Origin of the sequence: Chryseobacterium sp. POE27 (genome assembly GCF_039727685.1) — a bacterium.
Lineage (GTDB): Bacteria > Bacteroidota > Bacteroidia > Flavobacteriales > Weeksellaceae > Chryseobacterium.
In genome coordinates, this window is sequence record NZ_CP152475.1 from 3,402,837 (window position 1) to 3,420,678 (window position 17,842).

The following is a 17,842-nucleotide window of genomic DNA, read 5'->3' on the forward strand; positions in this document are numbered from 1 at the left end:
ATATGATTATCAGATTAAATAACCTCAATAAGGCTGCCTTTTTCCTCATCTTTAATAATATTCAGCGATACGGGTATTTTTTCCTTCAGCTCTTCCACATGGGAAATGATGCCTACAATTCTGTTTTCCTTCTGAAGATTCACCAATGTTTCAAATACAATATTCACTGATTCCAGATCCTGTGTACCGAAGCCTTCATCAATAAAGAAGAAATTCTTTTCCGCTTTTGCATTGCTCTGAACACTTTCTGCCAGCGCAAGAGCAAGGCTTAAAGAAACCTGGAACGCCTGTCCGCCAGAAAGGGTTTTCACGCTTCTGCTGCGGCCTTCGTTGAGGTAATCGATGATCTCAAAATCGTTATTGTCATTAAGTTGCAGGCTGAGCTGATTTCGTGTCATCCTATGAAAACGCACATTGGCATGATCACAAAGCTGACGAAGATAAATGGACGAAACATATTGTACAAATCCGGCTCCTTTAAAGAGGTTCATCATGATCTTAAGATTATCCGCACGTTTCTGAAGCTGCACAAAAATTTTTAAAAGATCTTCTTTTTTCTTAAATTCTTTTTCAAGCCTTTCAATTTCTGCCTGAATCTTTACAACCGAATCATTGGCTGTTTTTACCTCAACTTCAAGAGACGTAAAATGAGTTTCAGCTACCAAAAACTCTTCTTTATCAAAAGCAAAATCCTTCAGTTTATGCTCCAATTCAAGAATGCTGTTCTTCAGCGTCTCAAACATTATTCTGAATTGCTGGATGACATTTTTTTCTTTCTGAATATCAATTTTCTCTGCCAGAATTTCCAGTACTTTATGCTGGTCAGATTGCTGTTCTGCAAGAGCGGTTTCGATCAAAAGATTATTGTTTGCGATTTCTTTTTCCAGTTCGGAAATGCGTTTTTCCAGTTGGGCAACAATGGTTTTATGCTCGGCGAGCTTTGGCGAAATTTCTTTTTCTTCTTTCAGCAATTGCTGATAATTCCGCTCCGTCTCGCAGTTGGATTCAGAAAGTTTATGGAAAATTTCTTCCACCTCCGAAACTTCTTTTTCAGCATAATTTTTCCATTCCAGCACTTTAAGATTGGATTCATTAGTCCTTATCTGCTCTTCTTTTTTCGCTTCATCCAGCCTGAATTTTTCCAGTGCTTTATTGTAGCTGTCGAGGTTGCTCCTTTCTTTATCTAGGTTTTTCTGTTCCTGACTAATCTGCAGATTCAGCTCCTCCATTTGTTTTTCGATCGCAAAAGAATGTTGCCTTTTGGCTTCAAAATCACTTTCTTTATCTGACTGAAATCCTTCCCAGATAAAATTTTTACGATGAATTTCCGTTTGAATCTGAATCTGTGTAGCCAGTTCTTCTTCGGATTTCAACTGTTCTTCAAAGATTTTTTTTCTGTCAATAATCTTTTCCGCTTCTGATAACTGTTTCTGGATCTCTTCTCTCTGATGATCAATCTTGCTGAGCTGTTGCTGAATTTCATTTAATTCTGAAGTGACATCATCATATTCCAAAATATTCGGGTGCTCCAGAGCTCCACACAGCGGACAAGATTCTCCGTCATGAAGTTCACTGGCAAAATGAGCCAGCTTCTGCTGAACTTCCAGATGATTTCGTTTTTCTGAAAGTTCTTTCTTTCTGTTTTCCAGATTTTCGATCTGAATCCTGAAATCATCTTTAAAGGTTTCGGGATTGATTTTTAAAACCTCCAGCTCTTCAGAAATTCTGTGGATTTCAATTTTTTTAGCATCGACTTTTTTTAATCTGCCCACTGAGGTTTTCCTGTAATTTTTTGTTTTCGAGAAACCAGTTTCCTACGTTGACGAGCAATCCGGGATCCAGTTTTCCGGGCTTAAGCAGTTCGGCGTTTTTAGAAAGTTCTTCAATTTTCTGCTGAATCACTTTTTGTTGTGCTTCGACTTCTTTTACTTTCTGGAAACCGTTTTCCGTTCTTTCTTTTAAGATTTTAATTTCATCAGCAACTTTCATCATCTGCAGGATCAGGTTCAAATCGTTTTCCTGAATTCTCGATTGTGACAAGGCTTCATATTGAGGCTGGATTGATGCCAGTTCGCTTTTCAGCTTTTCAAACTGAAGTTCGGTGGTGTTAAGAATTTTCTGCTGAAGTTCTTTTTGCTGGTGCTGTTCCGAAATCTCCTGAGCAAGCTTCCTTTTTTCCGAAAGAAGAGGCGTGAAAATCCTTGAGATGCGGTCGTAGATTTCCGTTCTTGTTTCCAGAATATCTATTTCGGATTTCTGTTGGGTGACTTTTTCAAAATCAGATTTTTTCTGATTCAGCCATTCAAAATCATCTTTTAAACCTTTCAGCTTGATATATTTTTCTTCGGTTTCGCGGAATCTTTTCAGTGTTTCCTTAAACTTCAGTTCTTCGAGGCTTAAATTTTCTTTTGTGGCTGTAATCTGTTCCTCTGTAATTTCCTCAAATCCTTTCAGTTGACCTTCCAGTTGATCAAGCTCTGATCTGTTTTTAGCATTGATAAGGGAAACATTATTCTGAAGATCAAAACGTTGAAGTCCGAAGATTTCCTTCATCATATTCGTGCGTTCCGCGGCTCCCAGTTCCAGAAACTCTTTAAACTGACCCTGCGGAATGATGATGGTGCGTTTAAAATTGGCATAGCTTAAACCTACAATCTCTTCTGCATTTGAATGGTCGAGCGGAATCCAGTTTTCATTTTTCCATTCATAAAATGTGACCGAAGGCGTTTTTACATCTTCAAAGTTTTTAGAATTCCTTCTAAATTCGCGGGTAGCACGGTATTTTTTATTCTCAAAATTGATGAAATCAAACTCAATGTATGATCTGTTCGATTTCAGATTCATCATATTATAAGCACGCTTGTCTCTGGAATTAAGCCTTTCTGTTTCTCCGTACAATGCAAAGGAAATCGCTTCCAGGATTGACGACTTTCCGGAGCCGACTGCTCCGAAAATACCAAAAAGTCCGGCTTCCGTCAGATTTTCAAAGTCTATTTTCTGGCGCTCCTGATAAGAATAAATACCTTCTAAAGTGAGTTGAATCGGAATCATGGGCTAAGGATTAAGAATTTCGTTAAACAGATCGATAAGTTCCTTATTGGCCTCCTGTCCACCGTTTTTAGATTTAAAATAATCTTTAAACAATGACTGAATATCCTGGCTGAGGTTAATATCCCGAAGCTGATTTTCATTTAATTCCTGATTTTTAACCTTCGGAATAAGATGTACGATTCCGCTGTGGGTCTGGTACAAAAGTTTTCTTTCATCGGCTTTCAAAAAGGTTCTGCTTTCCAAAGTAAGTTCTACAAAGGCATTTTGATTTTCGGTGAGCCATTCTATCGTTTTTTCGAAACAGTCAAAGCTTTTTCTTTCGAGACATTTTCCGTTTTTGATCGGAATTTTTGTAAACTGAACCGGTTGATTGGGTTCAGCTTCAATGATAGAGATATATTTAGTCTGTCCTGATTCACTGAAGCTGTAGCAAAGCGGGGAAGATGAATACACCACAGGTTTTTCGTCCGTTCCGATGTTCTGAAAACGATGAAGATGCCCGAGCGCTGTATATTGAATCTGCGGAGGAATACTATCTGAAAAAATAAGATCTGCATTTCCTATTTTGAGCGGCTTTTCTCCTTCGGGCTCGTCCAGCAGTGGAACTCCTTTTTTGTTCATGTACAAATGGGTCATGAGTAAATTAACTCCATTTTCGTCGCAGAATTCATCTGCATTTTTCTGCCAGTGTTCCGCAAGAACCTGATTCAGTTCTGCTTCTTTTTGTTCCCCGAAATATTGTTTCAATCTTATTTCATTAGCATAAGGGGTATGAAGAATTCTTACGGGAAAATCATAATTTTTTAAGGTAAGTTCAATAAATCCTTCCGTTGATTTTAAGATTTTAAAATGCTCCAGCTCAAAAGGGTTGATGATCGCTTTGGGATGGCCGATCAGGATAATGCCGCATTCGCGGGCCAAAGGATCGGGAGCATCAATAAGGCTGGGAGAATCGTGATTGCCTGAGATAGCAATGACAGGCCGTTTTCCGTTTAACGATAATCTTTTTAACGTTTTATAAAATAATTGAACCGCCTCAACACCGGGATTGAAGGTGTCGAATAAATCTCCGGCAATAAGCACCAGATCAACATTTTCTTCATCAGCGATCTGTACAAGCTCGTCCATCACCAGAACCTGCTCTTCCAGTCTTGAAAAGCGATCAAGACGTTTTCCCAAATGCCAGTCGGCAGTGTGCAGAATTTTCATCCTGTAAATTTAAAGAAGATAAATTGAAACTAAAGGTTGTGCCTTAAAGATTATTCTCAGGGGATGATGTAAAAATTGGTTTTAAAATATATTTTGTTGTATTATGATTGTTTGTCGTGAATATAATTTAATGTCTATTTTTACAAAATGGAACAGCAATCTAAAGATCCGCTTCACGGAAAAAGGCTTGATGCCATTCTTGAAGAACTCGTAGAATATTATCAGGGTTTTGAAGGGCTTGGCGAGCAGATCAATATTAAATGTTTTACAGATAATCCCAGTATCAACTCTTCGCTGAAGTTTTTACGAAAAACGCCGTGGGCCAGAACCAAAGTGGAAAGTTTATATCTTTTTATGTTGAGAGAGAAAAAAAGAACAGAAACAAGAGGCCGGAATTAGAACGCCACGGATACTTCTTTAGCCGTTATTCTTCTGTCAGTGAATTCAAAAATAGTATATTTGTATCGTTAATCGTGAGATTCACGGAAAAAAAGAAAAAAATATGACAATCGAAAACAATCATGTTGTAGCTGTACGTTACATACTTCACACCATCGAAGAAGACGGAAGTAAAACTCTTGTAGAAGAAACAACCGCAGAAAATCCACTTACGTTTTTATACGGTGTTGGAATGATGATTCCGAAATTTGAAGAAAATATTTTGGGATTAAAGGCAGGAGATAAAGCGGCATTTGTAATTCAGCCGGAAGAAGCTTATGGTGAAAGACAGCCTGATGCTATCGCACAGTTACCAATCGATATGTTCCAGGAATCCGGAACTCCGCCGGTAGGCGCTATCTTACCATTGTCTGATAATCAGGGAAACAATTTCCAGGCATTTGTGGTAGAAGTAACACCGGAAGTGGTAGTTGCAGATCTTAATCACCCAATGGCCGGGAAAGTTTTAGATTTCCAGGTAGAAATTTTGAATACCCGTCCTGCTACAGAAGAAGAGTTGTCTCATGGCCACGCGCACGGGATCGACGGAAACGAAGCTCACTAACATCTAATATCAATGTCCGGTTTTGCCGGACATTTTATTTAATCATAAAACGTTTACAATCAACTTGCCGGATAAACAGCTTCGATAAAGCAATCAACCACTTCGAATGGGCAATCAACCATTCCGAATGCACAATCAAGCGTTTAGAAGAGGTAATCAACTACTCCGAATGCACGATCAAGTGTTTAGAAGAGACAATCAACCAGTCCGAAGAGGCAATCAAGTACTCCGAAGAGCCGATCAACCACTCCGAAGAGGCGTTCAAGTACAATTTGTTATCTTTCAGTGTTTTATGGTCTCTTCTAAAAGAGTATATCAGATGAAGAATATGGATGTAGACCAGTCTTCAATGATATTTTAACCACAATAAATTATTTCTTTGGAGGAATAACGGAAGACGGCGGGAGTCTCCAAATTTACATATAAGTAGAAAATCAAAAATTTTCATTAGCCTTTATTAATCTATTCTTTATAATCTCCTGTCAAAATGAATGCAACAGTACTATTCCAGGAATTCTCCGGTTGCGTAAAACCACCGGTTTTGAATCATTTTAAATGTCGACAATTCGTGATGAATTTGAGGGTCTCCGTTTTCATCAGTATAAAATGCTTTAAATTCTACTTTATTCACGGCAGGTTTACTTACAATTTCCAGTTTTGTCCATGTATTGATTTCTCCCCATTCCTGTAAATCCTTTTTGTTGTGATACTTTCTCTTGCTCGGGAATGTGGTTTCCATAAGGTATTCACCATTTGGAATGGCAAATGCAGAAAACCGTGATCTCATTAAAGCTTCAGCAGTAGGAGCATATTTTTCTCCGGCATGATATGGTTTGCAACATTCTTCATAGGTTTTTCCGGAACAGCAGGGACAATTCATGTATTTAATTTAGATTTTAGGGAAATGATCTTTTATCTCAATAATCTTTCCTTTTGATTTAAAAACTCTTCATCCGTAATTACGCCCTTGTCATGAAGCGCTTTCAGTTTGGCCAACTGATCAATATTGGAGCCTTGCTGATTGGTTTCTTTATTTGATAAAGCCAAAATTAAAGCCATCACCCAGCCTATTACCGACCATCCTAAGAAAAGATTTAGTGTGAAAATAGCATCAACATTTGATTTTTTTCTGCGATAAGCAACAAGTGTTGGTAAAAAGTAGAAAGGAATACAAAATAATAGGATAATTAATATGTGTTGCCACGAGATGCTTAAAAGAGTTAAAAAAATCATGAATAAGAGTTTTCTTAGTTAAATTTATACTGTCAAATATATTTATTTTTAAAAAGCAATTCAATATTTTGTATATATCTATTTAAAAATATCTGAAGAAATAAAAAAGCATCCAAAAATGAATGCTTCTCAAATTTATTTTATAAAACCTCTGCTTCTCAATAAAGGTTTAATATCCGGATCATGTCCTGTAAAATCTCTGAATGCCTGATTCAGATCCACAGAATTTCCTACGGACAGGATGTATTTTCTGAAACGGTCGCCGTTTTCTCTTGTCAGCCCACCGTTGTTTTTAATCCATTCCCAGGCATCGTTATCCAAAGTTTCAGACCACAGATAAGCATAGTATCCTGCGGAATAACCACCACCCCAAATATGTGCAAAATAAGGAGTATGATATCTTGGCGGAACTGTTGCCAAAGTAAAGCCATGTTTAGTTAAAGATTGTTTTTCGAAATCTAAAACAGGAATTAACTGGCTTTCACTGGTTACTGTGTGCCAATCCATATCCAATTCAGCAGCTGAAACCAATTCTGTAGTCATATAACCCTGATTGAATGTAGAGGCCTTTTTTTATTTTATCAACCAAAGCTTGCGGAATCGGCTGTTTGGTTTCGTAATGCAAAGCGTAATTTTTCAAAACGACAGGATCTAAAGCCCAATGTTCATTGATCTGTGAAGGGAATTCTACAAAATCTCTCGGCACATTAGTTCCTGACAATGAAGGATATTTCTGACTGGCAAACATTCCGTGGATTGAGTGGCCGAATTCATGGAAAATTGTTGAAACATCATCAAAACTTATCAAAGAAGGTTTACCAGGAGCCGGTTTTTGATAATTGTAGCAGTTTACAATAACAGGTTTTGTTCCCAATAAATAAGATTGTTCAACAAAATTACTCATCCATGCGCCTCCGTTTTTAGAGTCTCTGGTGTAGAAATCGAGGTAATAAATTGCAATAGATTTACCATCATGATCAAAAACTTCATAAGTCACTACATCCGGATGATAAACAGGAAGGTCTGTTCTTTTCTTAAAAGTCAGCCCGTAGAATTTTTCTGCAGCGAAGAAGACTCCTTTTTCCAGAACGGTTGTAATTTCGAAATAAGGTTTTATTTGGCTTTCATCAAGATCAAATTTGGCTTTTCTTACCTGTTCAGCATAGAAATTCCAGTCCCAGGGCTCAACGTTGAAGCCGCCGTTTTGCTGATCAATCAGATCCTGAATGTCTTTTGCCTCACGTCTTGCCGTTTCTACAGCAGGCGTTGCAATCTGGTTCATTAAATGAGTGGCCGCTTCAGGCGTTTTTGCCATCTGATCCTGAAGTTTCCATTCTGCAAAGCTTTTCTTGCCTAGAATCTGTGCTTTTTTAAGCCTTAATTTTGCTAATTTTTCGATCGTTTCTCTAGTGTCATTTCCATCGCCTTTTTCAGCTCTCGTCCATGATGCCTTGAAAAGTTTTTCTCTTGTCGCTCTGTTTTTAAGGTTTTGCAGAAGCGGCTGCTGAGTTGTATTTTGTAAAGCTAATAGATACTGACCCGGTTTTCCCGCATTTTTAGCATCACTTGCAGCTGCAGCGATTTCGTCGGCAGAAAGGCCATCCAGTTCTTTAGCATCGGTAAAAAAAACGCCGCCTTGTTTTCTTGCTTCCAATAGTTTATTAGAATATTGTGTAGATAGCGAAGCAAGTTCCTGGTTGATCTGCTTTAGTTTTTCTTTGTCGGCAGCAGAAAGATTGGCTCCTGCAATTTCAAAGTTTTGCTTGTAATATTGTAAAAGTTTTTTGCTTTCAGAATCTAAACCGTTTTCAGAGATCGCTTTTATTCTTTTATAAAGATTCTCATTCAGATACATTTTATCAGAATGTGCCGCGAAAATGGGTGCGTATTCTTCATCCAATGCCTGTAATGTAGGATTGGTGTTGGCACTCGTAAGATTAGAGAATACAATTACTGCTCTTTTAAGAATCTCACCGCTTTTTTCCAACACTACCAAGGTATTTTCAAATGTAGGTGCTTCAGGATTATTCGCGATCTTTAAGATTTCAGCATCGTGTTGCTTTAATCCAAAATCAAATGCAGGTTTAAAATGTTCGTCTTTAATTTTGTCAAATTCCGGTGTCTCATACTGAAGTTTGCTTTTCTTCATGAAAGGATTTGACGAAAGGGAAGCGTCCGGAGTAGGAACTTCCTTTTGGGTTTCGGTGCTTTTCATTGTTGTACAGGATTGATTAAATGCTAGTGCAGAAATTAATAATACTGATGAAATCTTCTTCATAAACGATTTATTAATAATGCCTAAAGATATTAAATCTTAATTTAAAAAGGAGCCTAAGCTTTCGGTTTCGTATAAAAAAAGTATTTGGAAAACAGTTCGGGATAATTCAACCCTTATTTAAAATTCAGAAATGATGTAATATTTTTTATAAATTAGTTGTCTATTAATATAGTAATCATAAAATTCAACTGAATATGAAATCAACAAAACTTTTTATTTTTTCAGCATTTGTACTATTGGCATCATGTGATGGAAGAAAAGAAAAAAGACATGACAGCAACGAGAAAGGAAATTGGGTGGAAAAAGTAGTTTCCACAGATCATGGGCCTGTGAAACAAAAAGAGGTGACCGGAGATTTTGATGAAATTGAAGTTTCTCAGGCGATTAAAGCAGAAATTATAAAATCGGATGTAGAAAAAGTAGTTATTTCTGCTCCAGAAAATATTATTGATGAGATTCTGGTGGATATCAGCGGCGGCAAACTTTATATTCATTATAGAAAAGGGATACGAGTAATGAATAACCACAATGTTTCTGCAAAAATATATGCTAAAGATTTCTCTAAAATAGAAGCTAATTCTGCTGCAGGGATCACTGTTAAAGATAAATTTGTTCAGGATAAAATGAGTATTGATGTTTCGAGCGCAGCATCTGTTGACGGAAATCTTGAAGCCAATGATTTTGAAATTTCTGCTGGAAGCAGCAGTGGCTTTACCGGAAAAATATGGGCGGTAGATTTGGATATTGAGGCATCATCAGGTGCAAGTATTGATCTTTCCGGAAAAGCAAAAAAAGCGGAAGTTTCTTCATCTTCGGGAAGCAGTATTTCAGCTAAAGATTTTGTAGCGGATAATCTTAAAGTAGATGCATCAAGCGGTGCAAGCATTGACATCAGTGCATCATCATCAATTTATGCAGAAGCTTCTTCAGGAGGTAGTGTGAGCGTCTACAAAAAAGGAAATGTAACTTCGGTAACAAAAGAGGAGAGTAGCGGCGGAAGTGTAAGCATTCATTAATTACTTTTCGATTTCGTCTTCCTCATCATTTGAGGAGTCTTCCCATTGCTTATTTTCAAAGTTAAGATTATCATAGGCCAATAATTCCTCCTCTCTCTGGAGGATTTCTTTTGTGGTAAAAAGATGAATTTCATCGTCTTCTTCTGCCTTCGCCAGCTTTCTGATAGATCCTTTGTCAATAGCCATAAATCTTTGTCCGAGACGTCTGGCTGCGTATTTTCGCATGCCTGTTTCGTGAAGGACATCCACAGCCATATCGACGGCTGTACCAAGTGTTTCTCGATAAATATTATTAATCCCGTTATTCAGATAATTATAGGCATCGATTCTGTTTTTGGCCCGGACAAATATTTTCACGTTGGGATAATTATCGCGCACTATATCGGCTATAAATTTATTGTCATTCGGGTCGTCCAGGCAAAGAACAAGTATTTCGGCGTCTTCAATTCCTGCAGCACGTAAAGTGGGAATTTTAGTGGCATCACCATAATAAACTTTAAATCCGTAGCTTCTTAATAATTTCACCCGGTCAGAGTCTCTGTCTAAAACCGTAGCAGAAATTTTATTAGCCTTTAAAAGTCGCCCGACTGTACTTCCGAAATGTCCGAATCCTACAATGATAATTTTTTTCTCACGGACATTGTTGTCCAGAATATTAAAATCATTTTCAGAATCGGGGATTTCTTTAATGAATTTAGGAGTAATCAGTTTATCATTAATAATTAAAAGAAACGGCGTGATACACATTGTAATAGCTGTAACCGCCATCATTTGAGCGTTGAGTTCAGGACTTAGAAGATAAAGATTCGACGCATAATTAATCAGAACAAATGCAAATTCTCCTACTTGTGAAAGGGCAAATGCATAAAATAAACTCTGGGGAGTATCAATTTTAAAAAATCTTCCGATCGAAAATAAAACAATAAACTTGATCGCGAGAACAGCAAATACTGTACTAAAAATAAATAAAGGATCTTCCTGAATAATATTAAAATTCATCGTTGAACCTACGCTTACGAAAAATACCGCAAGCAATAATCCTTTAAAAGGATCAATCTGTGCTTCAAGCTCATGCCGGAATTCACTGTTAGCCAACATAACTCCTGCAAGGAATGCTCCCAGAGCCGGTGAAAGCCCGATGGCTACCATCAGTTCGGAAACTCCGATGACCAGAAACAGGGAAGAGGCCGTTAATAATTCCGTCATTCCCGATTTTGAAACATATCTTAAAAAAGGGACAAAAACATACCTTCCCAATAATATTAATATGGCAACACCTAAAATCACGGTAGCAAACTGCATCCACTCCGGAAGTGTCTGGATCAATACCTGAATTTCATTATCGTTGTGCCTTGCTTTGTAATGTGCAATCAGCGGTAATATTGCCAAAATAGGAATTACAGCAATATCCTGAAATAAAAGCGTGGAAAATGAAGCTTCTCCTGCCAGTGTTTTTAAATTATTTTTTTCCTGCAACGTCTGCAAAACAATAGCCGTAGAGGAAAGTGCGAAACACATGGCAACAGCTACCGCTTTATCTAATGGCCATCCTACTATTATAAAAACCAGAAAAAGTAAAGAAATGGTAAGCATCATCTGTGTAAGCCCCAGCCCGACAATTTTCTTCCGCATTTCCCAGAATTTCCGGGGCTCAAGTTCTAATCCTACCAGAAAGAGTAACATGATTACCCCGAATTCGCTGGCATGCATAATATCATTGACATCTTTCCCCGTAAGTTTTAAAACGTAAGGGCCAATAATAATTCCGCCTGCAATGTATCCTATCACAGAGCTTAGTCCGAACTTCCTCGCCAGCGGAACCATAATAATGGCAACGCCCAGGAATAAAAGAGTATTCATGGCTAAGCTTGTTTCCATAATTTTTACTGATTAAGTAGTTCTGAAAATTCCTTTTTATGTAAAATGATTTCTTTTTTTGAAAGTTTGTTGGCTTCGTAAACGATTTTTATATTTTTAATGTCGGCTTTGAAAACATTCAGAGACACAACAAGTCCGCTGATCAGTTCTTCTACCGTAAACTTGTAGGTTCCTTGTCTGTGAAAAGACCTTTCTTTTCCGCCTGTAGTTACCAGGATGTAAACTTCCTTGCCTTGCAACGGGTTTTGATTTCCTTCTTTAAGCCAGTCACGGTCAAAAACTTCATCAATCCAAAGTTTAAGGAGAGGCGGCATTCCGAACCATATCAAAGGGAACTGAAAAATGAAACGTTCATAGTTTTGTATTCTTTTTCGCTCTCTGAATGCTGCAATATGAAAATTAGGATATTCTTCATAAAGATCCCGAAGGGTAAAATGTTGGTGGCGAACATAGAAATTGATGAGCTCTGCATTCGAGTTTGAGTGCTCTAAATAAGGATGTGCAAAAACTACCAACGTCTTCTTCATAAACCTGTTTTCAGTAAATATAGCGAAAAAGTTTTAAATTAAAAACAGATTTAGGACAGGTTTGTTGATTTTTTAATACTAATAACTGGAATTTTTATTAATTAAAATTAAAAAATATAGAAAAAATTCCTTTTTATGAAATGAATTAATAATTGGAAATAAGATCAGAATAAGAAATGGTTTTACTGGCCAGAATAGTTTACCATCCGCCGGAAGCACCTCCACCGCCGAAGCTTCCACCTCCGCCAAAGCCACCGAATCCTCCACCGCCAGAGCTTCCCCCGCCAAAACCGCCTCCTCCGAAGCTGCCTGGGAATGGGAAAAATCCACCGGGATAATTTCTGCGTCCTCTTCTTGAAAGGATAATATCGTCATCATCACCGTTTCCGCCTCTTCCGCCACCTCGGCTTCCGAAAATTATAGAGAAAATGATAAAGATGACAAAAGCAATAATCATAATTTTAACAATACCTCCGTCGCCGCTCTTTTTGTGTTCTTTTAAAGGTTTAAATTTTCCCTGAACGGCTTCCATAATAGCGGATGTTCCGCGATCAATTCCTTCATACCATTCGCCCTGCTTAAAATGAGGAGTGACAATGTAATCCAGAATTTGGCCTGCAACCGAGGCTGTTAGGTATTGCTCTACAGCCCGCCCCTGCTGGATAGACATCGTGTGATCTTCACTTGCAATTAAAAAAACGACACCATTGTCAACACCTTTCTGTCCGATTCCCCATTTTTCACCAAACATGGTAGCAAGAAAATTAACATCTTCTCCATTAGTTGATTTGATAATGATAACCTCAATTTCAGTTGAAGTGGAATCTGAGAAAGCAATAAGCTTTTTATTAAGATCATTTTTTTCCTGCTCGGAAAGAAGATTGGCTTCATCAAAAACAGGATATAAAACAGCAGGCTTTTTAGGAATAGAATACTGTGCTGATACAAATGTGTAAAAGCATAGAAGGATGAATGAAAATACTATTTTAAGAGAACGTAATTTCATTAGACAGCTGATTGGGGTTTTCTCCCGTTACAGGAAAATGTTTCTTTAGTTCAATACCGGTTTCCAGAATGGCACTTTTCAATGTCTTGTAATAATTTCCTTTGGCAAATTCAGAAGTAATATAATCGTGCAGATGGTCCCAGTAAGACTGACTTACTTTTTCATGAATTCCGGTATCACCGATAATCGTGAGATATTTTTGTTCAAAATTGACATGAAAAAGAACCGCATTCCTTTCGGCAGTTTTATCCATGCATAAATCTTCAAAAACCTTAAATGCAGTTTTTGCATTGTCATCGTTTGTATTCGAATCAATATGCACACGGATCTCACCGGTAGAATGTTCTTCTGCCGACTGAATAGCTTCCACAAGGGAAGCTATCTGCTGACTTGTTAAGAAATTACCGGCCATTATTCTGTGAATACTTCAGGTGCTTTTTCAGCTCCTGCTTCTGCTTTGAAATAAGGTTTTTCTTTAAAGTTGGTAAAATTCGCCAGAATATTATTCGGGAAAGTTTTAATCGCTGTATTATATTCCTGAGCAGCCTGATTGTAATAAACCGTTTCTGTGCGGATGCTGTTTTCAATCGCCGTATATTCTCTCTGGAAATTGATGTATTGCTGATCTGCTTTTAAATTAGGATAAGACTCCACAACGGCCATCAATCGGCTTAATGCTCCGGATAATTCACCCTGTGCAGCTTGGAATTTTGCCATATCCTGCTCCGTCATATTTGTAGGGTCTATGTTTACGGAAGTCGCTTTTGAGCGTGCCTCAACAACCTTTGTCAAGGTTTCCTGCTCGAATTTCGAATATGATTTCACCGTTCTTTCAAGATTAGGAATCAGGTTGGCTCTTTTCTGATAAACCGTCTCTATATTGGACCATTTTGTATTGACGTTCTGTTCCTTCGTAACAAAATTATTGTAGCCGCTTTTTCCCCAGAAGAATAAAACCGCCACGATAATCAGAAGAGCAATGCCGATAGTGCCGGCGCTCAGACAGCCTCTGTTTTTCATAGTTTAATTTTTTAAATTTTTTTGTGCTAACCAAATATACAAATTATGTGCTAATTTTGTGAAAAATTATTTTAATGACAACAATAGTCGTGGCAATGGGAGAAAAGAACGAGATTGGCTTTGAAAATCAGTTACTTTGGCATCTTCCAAAAGATTTAAAACACTTTAAAGATCTTACCTCGGGACATCCTGTGATTATGGGAAGAAAAACATATGAAAGCATCGGGAAACCGCTTCCTAACCGCACAAATATTGTTATCTCCAGAAAAAATGACTGGTTTGAAGAAGGAGTTCTGATTGTAGGAAGCATTAAAGAAGCGGTAAAATTTGCCAGGAAAATAGATGAAGAGGTTTTCATTATTGGCGGAGGGAATATTTATGAGCAAACTCTGGATGTTGCTGACAAATTGGAAGTTACTTTGGTAAAAGCTGATCTTGAAGCTGATACTTATTTTCCCAAGATTGATGAGAAAACCTGGAAAAAAACGAATGAAGTTTTCCATGAGAAAGACGAAAAGAATCAATATGATTTTTATTTTCAAACGTATGAAAAAGTTGTTGAGCAGTAGTTGTTCGTTGACAGATGAAATTTTAAGGGAAACCATCAGCCAACAACTGATAACTAACAACCAAATTTCTTATCTTTGCACTTCTAAAATTTAATAATGAATAAATACATAAAGTTCGTAATCTCTGCGATAATTATTGCAATAGCAGTTTATCTGATGATGAATAGAAATATCGGATGGGGAATTGTTTTGGTTATTCTATCTGCTATTCCGATTTTGCTTTTCTTTAAAAATGAATATATCCTGCTTGCTTTCTGGCAACTGAGAAAACAGAATATGGAAAAAGCTGCTCACTGGTTAAAAAATATTACGAATTATCAGGCTCAGCTTCACAAATCTCAGTATGGTTATTTCCATTATCTGACAGGATTGACGCAGGCTCAGGATCATCCGACAAAAGTGGAGCCTCTTATGAGAAAAGCTCTGGAATATGGCCTCAATATGAAGCATGACAGGGCTATGGCAACATTAAACCTTGCCGCCGCAGCGATTTCTAAAGGAAGAAAGCAGGAAGGGCAGAAATTGCTTGAAGAAGCAAAAAGACTCGACAGCGCCGGGATGATGACCGATCAGATCAAAATGATGAAAGAGCAGCTTAAAATGCCGACCATGCAAAAGCATATGCATAACCCGAATATGAGAAACAGAGGGAAATTCTTTTAATGAAGAATCTTATAAAAAATAAAAGCATCTGAAAATTTTCAGATGCTTTTTATATTTAAGTGTTGCAATTAATTTAACTTTACATTTCTGCATCGTTGTTATAGCCATAGAATTTTGGGATCTGCCAGTGATATTTCACGGCTAAAGTTCTGATTAATACAATTAACAAAATAGTGACAATCTGAATGATAGTATATGATAAAGTCGTGAATTCTGTTAGTAACAAGAATGCAGCACCTCCTATAATACAAGCCGTTGCATAGATTTCCTTCCTGAAAATCAACGGAATTCTATTAAGCAGAATATCCCGGATAATCCCTCCGAAACAACCTGTAATAGTCCCCAGTCCTATGCATATCAAAGGATGGATATCTGCATGAAGTCCTTTTTGAACACCGATTATCGTGAACAATCCCAGTCCGAAACTGTCGAAAATAAATAAGGTGACGCGGAAGTTTTTTTCAAAAGATTTAAAAATCATTGTGAAAATACTGGTCAGGATGATTAAAGAACATGTTAACAGATCATGCATCCAGAAAACCGGAATATCTAAAAGCAGGTCTCTTACCGTTCCGCCACCTACAGATGTCACAAATGCAATAATCAATACGCCGAACGGATCCAGCCGCTTCTGCATCGCAGCAAAACTGCCCGACATCGAAAAAGATATCGTTCCAAGAACTTCTATGGCGAAATTGAATTGTTCGTGCATATTTTAGGAATGATAAAATGATGATAATAATTGATTTTTAGTCGGATTTTTATCAATCATCATTTATCGATTATCGATCATTTTACTTTTTCTCAACTCTCACCGAGTCCGGGACCAGCAGTCCGTATTCCCCGCCGTGATTGATGATTTCCCTTACAATGCTGCTGCTAATAAATGATTTTCCGGAGGAAGTTAACAGAAAGACGGTTTCCAGTTTTTTTGTGTGCTAACGTTCTGTTGGTGTGTGCAATGGCTTTTTCAAATTCAAAATCTGCAGGGTTTCTTAAGCCTCTGATAATGTATTGCGCATCTTTTTCAAAACAGTAATCTACGGTTAAGCCTTCAAAAAAATCAACCTCTACATTGGGAAATTCGGCGACAGAGTTTTGTATAAATTCCATTCTTTTTTCCAGAGGAAACATGTATTTTTTCTGGGAATTCTGCCCGATAGCAATAATGAGTTTGTCAAAAAGCGGAGCTGCCCGTTCTATGATATCGTAATGTCCTAAAGTTATGGGATCAAATGATCCGGGGAAAACAGCAATTTTCATGCGCAGTAAATTATAAGTTATGTGCTATGAACGATGAGGTAAAATTTACAGAATCATTAACTTCCATCTTCCTGCCTCAATCTTCAATTGTTTTAATTTTTATGTAAAGCTTTCTCAACCTCGTTTCCACAAAGGTCTTTAATTGATATTCCGTAAATTTTTGCCTGTTGCGGAAGGATGCTGGCAGGAGAGAATCCCGGATTGGTATTCATTTCAAGCATATAGGGTATTCCGTCCATCAGAATGTATTCGCTACGTGAAAAACCACTCATTCCGAGAGAATTGTAGGCTTTTTTTGCGATTTCTTCCACACGGATTCTTGTTTCTTCATCGATCCTTGCCGGTGTAATTTCTTCAGAAGCACCTTCGTATTTAGCTTCATAATCGAAAAACTCATTGTTAGGAACAATTTCTGTGATGCCCAAAACAACGGTTTCTCCATGATAATCAATAACTCCTACGGAAACTTCCATTCCGTCAAGAAAGCTTTCAATTAAAATTTCATCATCTTCTTTAAAAGCGATTTCTGTGGCAGCAATTAATTCAGATTTTTCCTTAACCTTTGAAATTCCTAAAGAAGAGCCGGATTGATTAGGCTTAACAAAAACAGGCAATCCTAGTTTTTCTACGATTTCATCGGCATTGATCTCTTCACCTTTTCGAAGATAAATACTTTTTGCTGAGGGGATTCCATATTTTGAAAGCACGGCTAAGGTATCTTTTTTATTAAATGTCAGAGCGCTTTGATAAAAATCGCAGCCGGTATATTTTTGTCCGATGGCATCCCAATATGCCTGAAGAATTCCGTTTTCGCCAGGCGTTCCGTGAATGATATTGAAGCAGACATCAAATTTCAGCGGTTTATGATCCAATGTCACTGAAAAGTCACCTTTATTGATCTGAAATTTGTGATCATTTTCATCTAAAAAATACCATTCGTCTCTAAGGATGACCACTTTATATACATCGTAAAGGTTTCTGTCCAGAGAATCATAAATTAATTGTCCGCTCTTTAATGACACAACATATTCGTCTGAATAGCCTCCCATTACTACGGCAACACTTTTTTTGCTCATATTCGTAAAGTATCAATTAGGGCAAATTTAATGATTTTATGTCATGCAAT

The 17,842-nt window shown here is 37.5% G+C and carries 17 protein-coding genes and 2 pseudogenes; 5 read left to right on the forward strand and 14 right to left on the reverse strand.

What is annotated here, in order from left to right; genetic code table 11:
• Nucleotides 1–14: 14 nt before the first annotated feature.
• The 3 genes from AAHI02_RS16205 to sbcD are packed head-to-tail and all read right to left on the reverse strand — an operon-like array spanning nucleotide 15 to nucleotide 4,260.
• Nucleotides 15–1,772 (reverse strand): SbcC/MukB-like Walker B domain-containing protein, encoded by a 1,758-nt coding sequence (locus AAHI02_RS16205; RefSeq protein ID WP_346984121.1) that lies wholly within the window; start codon nucleotides 1,770–1,772, stop codon nucleotides 15–17.
• Nucleotides 1,744–3,051: an SMC family ATPase gene (locus AAHI02_RS16210; protein WP_346984122.1), complete on the reverse strand. Its 1,308-nt coding sequence runs from the start codon at nucleotides 3,049–3,051 to the stop codon at nucleotides 1,744–1,746. Before AAHI02_RS16210 ends, AAHI02_RS16205 begins: the two co-directional genes overlap by 29 nt.
• Nucleotides 3,052–3,054: 3 nt before the next feature.
• The gene (sbcD, locus tag AAHI02_RS16215; RefSeq protein WP_346984123.1) at nucleotides 3,055–4,260 is read right to left on the reverse strand and encodes an exonuclease subunit SbcD; all 1,206 of its coding nucleotides are present in this window, start codon (nucleotides 4,258–4,260) and stop codon (nucleotides 3,055–3,057) included.
• Nucleotides 4,261–4,407: 147 nt separating this feature from the next.
• Here sbcD and AAHI02_RS16220 point away from each other — a divergent pair, with 147 nt between their 5' ends.
• A complete protein-coding gene (locus tag AAHI02_RS16220) occupies nucleotides 4,408–4,659 on the forward strand; it encodes a VF530 family protein (protein WP_346984124.1) in 252 nt (83 codons plus the stop codon).
• A gap of 103 nt (nucleotides 4,660–4,762) precedes the next feature.
• A complete protein-coding gene (locus AAHI02_RS16225) occupies nucleotides 4,763–5,263 on the forward strand; it encodes an FKBP-type peptidyl-prolyl cis-trans isomerase (protein WP_042722290.1) in 501 nt (166 codons plus the stop codon).
• A gap of 502 nt (nucleotides 5,264–5,765) precedes the next feature.
• Here AAHI02_RS16225 and AAHI02_RS16230 read toward each other — a convergent pair.
• The 3 genes and pseudogenes from AAHI02_RS16230 to AAHI02_RS16240 form a co-directional block, all read right to left on the reverse strand.
• A complete protein-coding gene (locus AAHI02_RS16230) occupies nucleotides 5,766–6,143 on the reverse strand; it encodes a YchJ family protein (protein ID WP_346984125.1) in 378 nt (125 codons plus the stop codon).
• 32 nt (nucleotides 6,144–6,175) lie between these two features.
• Nucleotides 6,176–6,496 carry a superinfection immunity protein gene (locus AAHI02_RS16235; protein ID WP_346984126.1) on the reverse strand — a complete coding sequence of 107 codons (321 nt, stop codon included), beginning with the start codon at nucleotides 6,494–6,496 and terminating at the stop codon, nucleotides 6,176–6,178.
• 135 nt (nucleotides 6,497–6,631) lie between these two features.
• Nucleotides 6,632–8,774: pseudogene (locus AAHI02_RS16240) on the reverse strand (M3 family metallopeptidase).
• A 194-nt stretch (nucleotides 8,775–8,968) separates the two neighbouring features.
• On the opposite strand from AAHI02_RS16240, the gene AAHI02_RS16245 reads away from it, so the two are divergent.
• Nucleotides 8,969–9,790, forward strand: coding sequence for a head GIN domain-containing protein (locus tag AAHI02_RS16245; protein ID WP_346984127.1), 822 nt, complete (start codon nucleotides 8,969–8,971; stop codon nucleotides 9,788–9,790).
• Here AAHI02_RS16245 and AAHI02_RS16250 read toward each other — a convergent pair whose 3' ends face one another.
• The 5 genes from AAHI02_RS16250 to AAHI02_RS16270 form a co-directional block, all read right to left on the reverse strand.
• Nucleotides 9,791–11,668 carry a monovalent cation:proton antiporter-2 (CPA2) family protein gene (locus AAHI02_RS16250; protein WP_346984128.1) on the reverse strand — a complete coding sequence of 626 codons (1,878 nt, stop codon included), beginning with the start codon at nucleotides 11,666–11,668 and terminating at the stop codon, nucleotides 9,791–9,793. It lies immediately after the preceding gene.
• A gap of 5 nt (nucleotides 11,669–11,673) precedes the next feature.
• Nucleotides 11,674–12,195, reverse strand: a complete 522-nt coding sequence (locus AAHI02_RS16255) for an NAD(P)H-dependent oxidoreductase (RefSeq protein ID WP_346984129.1) — start codon at nucleotides 12,193–12,195, stop codon at nucleotides 11,674–11,676.
• A 199-nt stretch (nucleotides 12,196–12,394) separates the two neighbouring features.
• On the reverse strand, nucleotides 12,395–13,201 hold the full coding sequence (locus AAHI02_RS16260; RefSeq protein ID WP_346984130.1) for a TPM domain-containing protein: 807 nt from the start codon (nucleotides 13,199–13,201) through the stop codon (nucleotides 12,395–12,397).
• Nucleotides 13,182–13,613 (reverse strand): TPM domain-containing protein, encoded by a 432-nt coding sequence (locus AAHI02_RS16265; protein ID WP_346984131.1) that lies wholly within the window; start codon nucleotides 13,611–13,613, stop codon nucleotides 13,182–13,184. Before AAHI02_RS16265 ends, AAHI02_RS16260 begins: the two co-directional genes overlap by 20 nt.
• Nucleotides 13,613–14,221: a LemA family protein gene (locus AAHI02_RS16270; protein ID WP_042722299.1), complete on the reverse strand. Its 609-nt coding sequence runs from the start codon at nucleotides 14,219–14,221 to the stop codon at nucleotides 13,613–13,615. Before AAHI02_RS16270 ends, AAHI02_RS16265 begins: the two co-directional genes overlap by 1 nt.
• Before the next feature lie 74 nt (nucleotides 14,222–14,295).
• Here AAHI02_RS16270 and AAHI02_RS16275 point away from each other — a divergent pair, with 74 nt between their 5' ends.
• Nucleotides 14,296–14,790 carry a dihydrofolate reductase gene (locus AAHI02_RS16275; protein WP_346984132.1) on the forward strand — a complete coding sequence of 165 codons (495 nt, stop codon included), beginning with the start codon at nucleotides 14,296–14,298 and terminating at the stop codon, nucleotides 14,788–14,790.
• 96 nt (nucleotides 14,791–14,886) lie between these two features.
• Nucleotides 14,887–15,453, forward strand: a complete 567-nt coding sequence (locus AAHI02_RS16280; RefSeq protein WP_346984133.1) for a DUF2892 domain-containing protein — start codon at nucleotides 14,887–14,889, stop codon at nucleotides 15,451–15,453.
• A 79-nt stretch (nucleotides 15,454–15,532) separates the two neighbouring features.
• Here AAHI02_RS16280 and AAHI02_RS16285 read toward each other — a convergent pair whose 3' ends face one another.
• The 3 genes and pseudogenes from AAHI02_RS16285 to AAHI02_RS16295 all read right to left on the reverse strand — a co-directional run bounded on the left by AAHI02_RS16285 (nucleotide 15,533) and on the right by AAHI02_RS16295 (nucleotide 17,792).
• Complete coding sequence (locus AAHI02_RS16285) at nucleotides 15,533–16,165, reverse strand: trimeric intracellular cation channel family protein (protein WP_346984134.1); 633 nt, start codon at nucleotides 16,163–16,165, stop codon at nucleotides 15,533–15,535.
• Between the two features lie 82 nt (nucleotides 16,166–16,247).
• Nucleotides 16,248–16,716, reverse strand: a pseudogene (gene coaD, locus AAHI02_RS16290) (pantetheine-phosphate adenylyltransferase).
• Nucleotides 16,717–16,808: 92 nt separating this feature from the next.
• Complete coding sequence (locus AAHI02_RS16295; protein ID WP_346984135.1) at nucleotides 16,809–17,792, reverse strand: D-alanine--D-alanine ligase; 984 nt, start codon at nucleotides 17,790–17,792, stop codon at nucleotides 16,809–16,811.
• Nucleotides 17,793–17,842: the final 50 nt, after the last annotated feature.

Excerpts from the sequence above, each read along its gene's own strand:
- AAHI02_RS16210 (WP_346984122.1), bottom strand. The coding sequence starts at position 3,051 with ATGATTCCGATTCAACTCACTTTAGAAGGTATTTATTCTTATCAGGAG.
- sbcD (WP_346984123.1), bottom strand. The coding sequence starts at position 4,260 with ATGAAAATTCTGCACACTGCCGACTGGCATTTGGGAAAACGTCTTGAT.
- AAHI02_RS16220 (WP_346984124.1), top strand. The coding sequence starts at position 4,408 with ATGGAACAGCAATCTAAAGATCCGCTTCACGGAAAAAGGCTTGATGCC.
- AAHI02_RS16225 (WP_042722290.1), top strand. The coding sequence starts at position 4,763 with ATGACAATCGAAAACAATCATGTTGTAGCTGTACGTTACATACTTCAC.
- AAHI02_RS16230 (WP_346984125.1), bottom strand. The coding sequence starts at position 6,143 with ATGAATTGTCCCTGCTGTTCCGGAAAAACCTATGAAGAATGTTGCAAA.
- AAHI02_RS16235 (WP_346984126.1), bottom strand. The coding sequence starts at position 6,496 with ATGATTTTTTTAACTCTTTTAAGCATCTCGTGGCAACACATATTAATT.
- AAHI02_RS16245 (WP_346984127.1), top strand. The coding sequence starts at position 8,969 with ATGAAATCAACAAAACTTTTTATTTTTTCAGCATTTGTACTATTGGCA.
- AAHI02_RS16250 (WP_346984128.1), bottom strand. The coding sequence starts at position 11,668 with ATGGAAACAAGCTTAGCCATGAATACTCTTTTATTCCTGGGCGTTGCC.
- AAHI02_RS16255 (WP_346984129.1), bottom strand. The coding sequence starts at position 12,195 with ATGAAGAAGACGTTGGTAGTTTTTGCACATCCTTATTTAGAGCACTCA.
- AAHI02_RS16260 (WP_346984130.1), bottom strand. The coding sequence starts at position 13,201 with ATGAAATTACGTTCTCTTAAAATAGTATTTTCATTCATCCTTCTATGC.
- AAHI02_RS16265 (WP_346984131.1), bottom strand. The coding sequence starts at position 13,613 with ATGGCCGGTAATTTCTTAACAAGTCAGCAGATAGCTTCCCTTGTGGAA.
- AAHI02_RS16270 (WP_042722299.1), bottom strand. The coding sequence starts at position 14,221 with ATGAAAAACAGAGGCTGTCTGAGCGCCGGCACTATCGGCATTGCTCTT.
- AAHI02_RS16275 (WP_346984132.1), top strand. The coding sequence starts at position 14,296 with ATGACAACAATAGTCGTGGCAATGGGAGAAAAGAACGAGATTGGCTTT.
- AAHI02_RS16280 (WP_346984133.1), top strand. The coding sequence starts at position 14,887 with ATGAATAAATACATAAAGTTCGTAATCTCTGCGATAATTATTGCAATA.
- AAHI02_RS16285 (WP_346984134.1), bottom strand. The coding sequence starts at position 16,165 with ATGCACGAACAATTCAATTTCGCCATAGAAGTTCTTGGAACGATATCT.
- AAHI02_RS16295 (WP_346984135.1), bottom strand. The coding sequence starts at position 17,792 with ATGAGCAAAAAAAGTGTTGCCGTAGTAATGGGAGGCTATTCAGACGAA.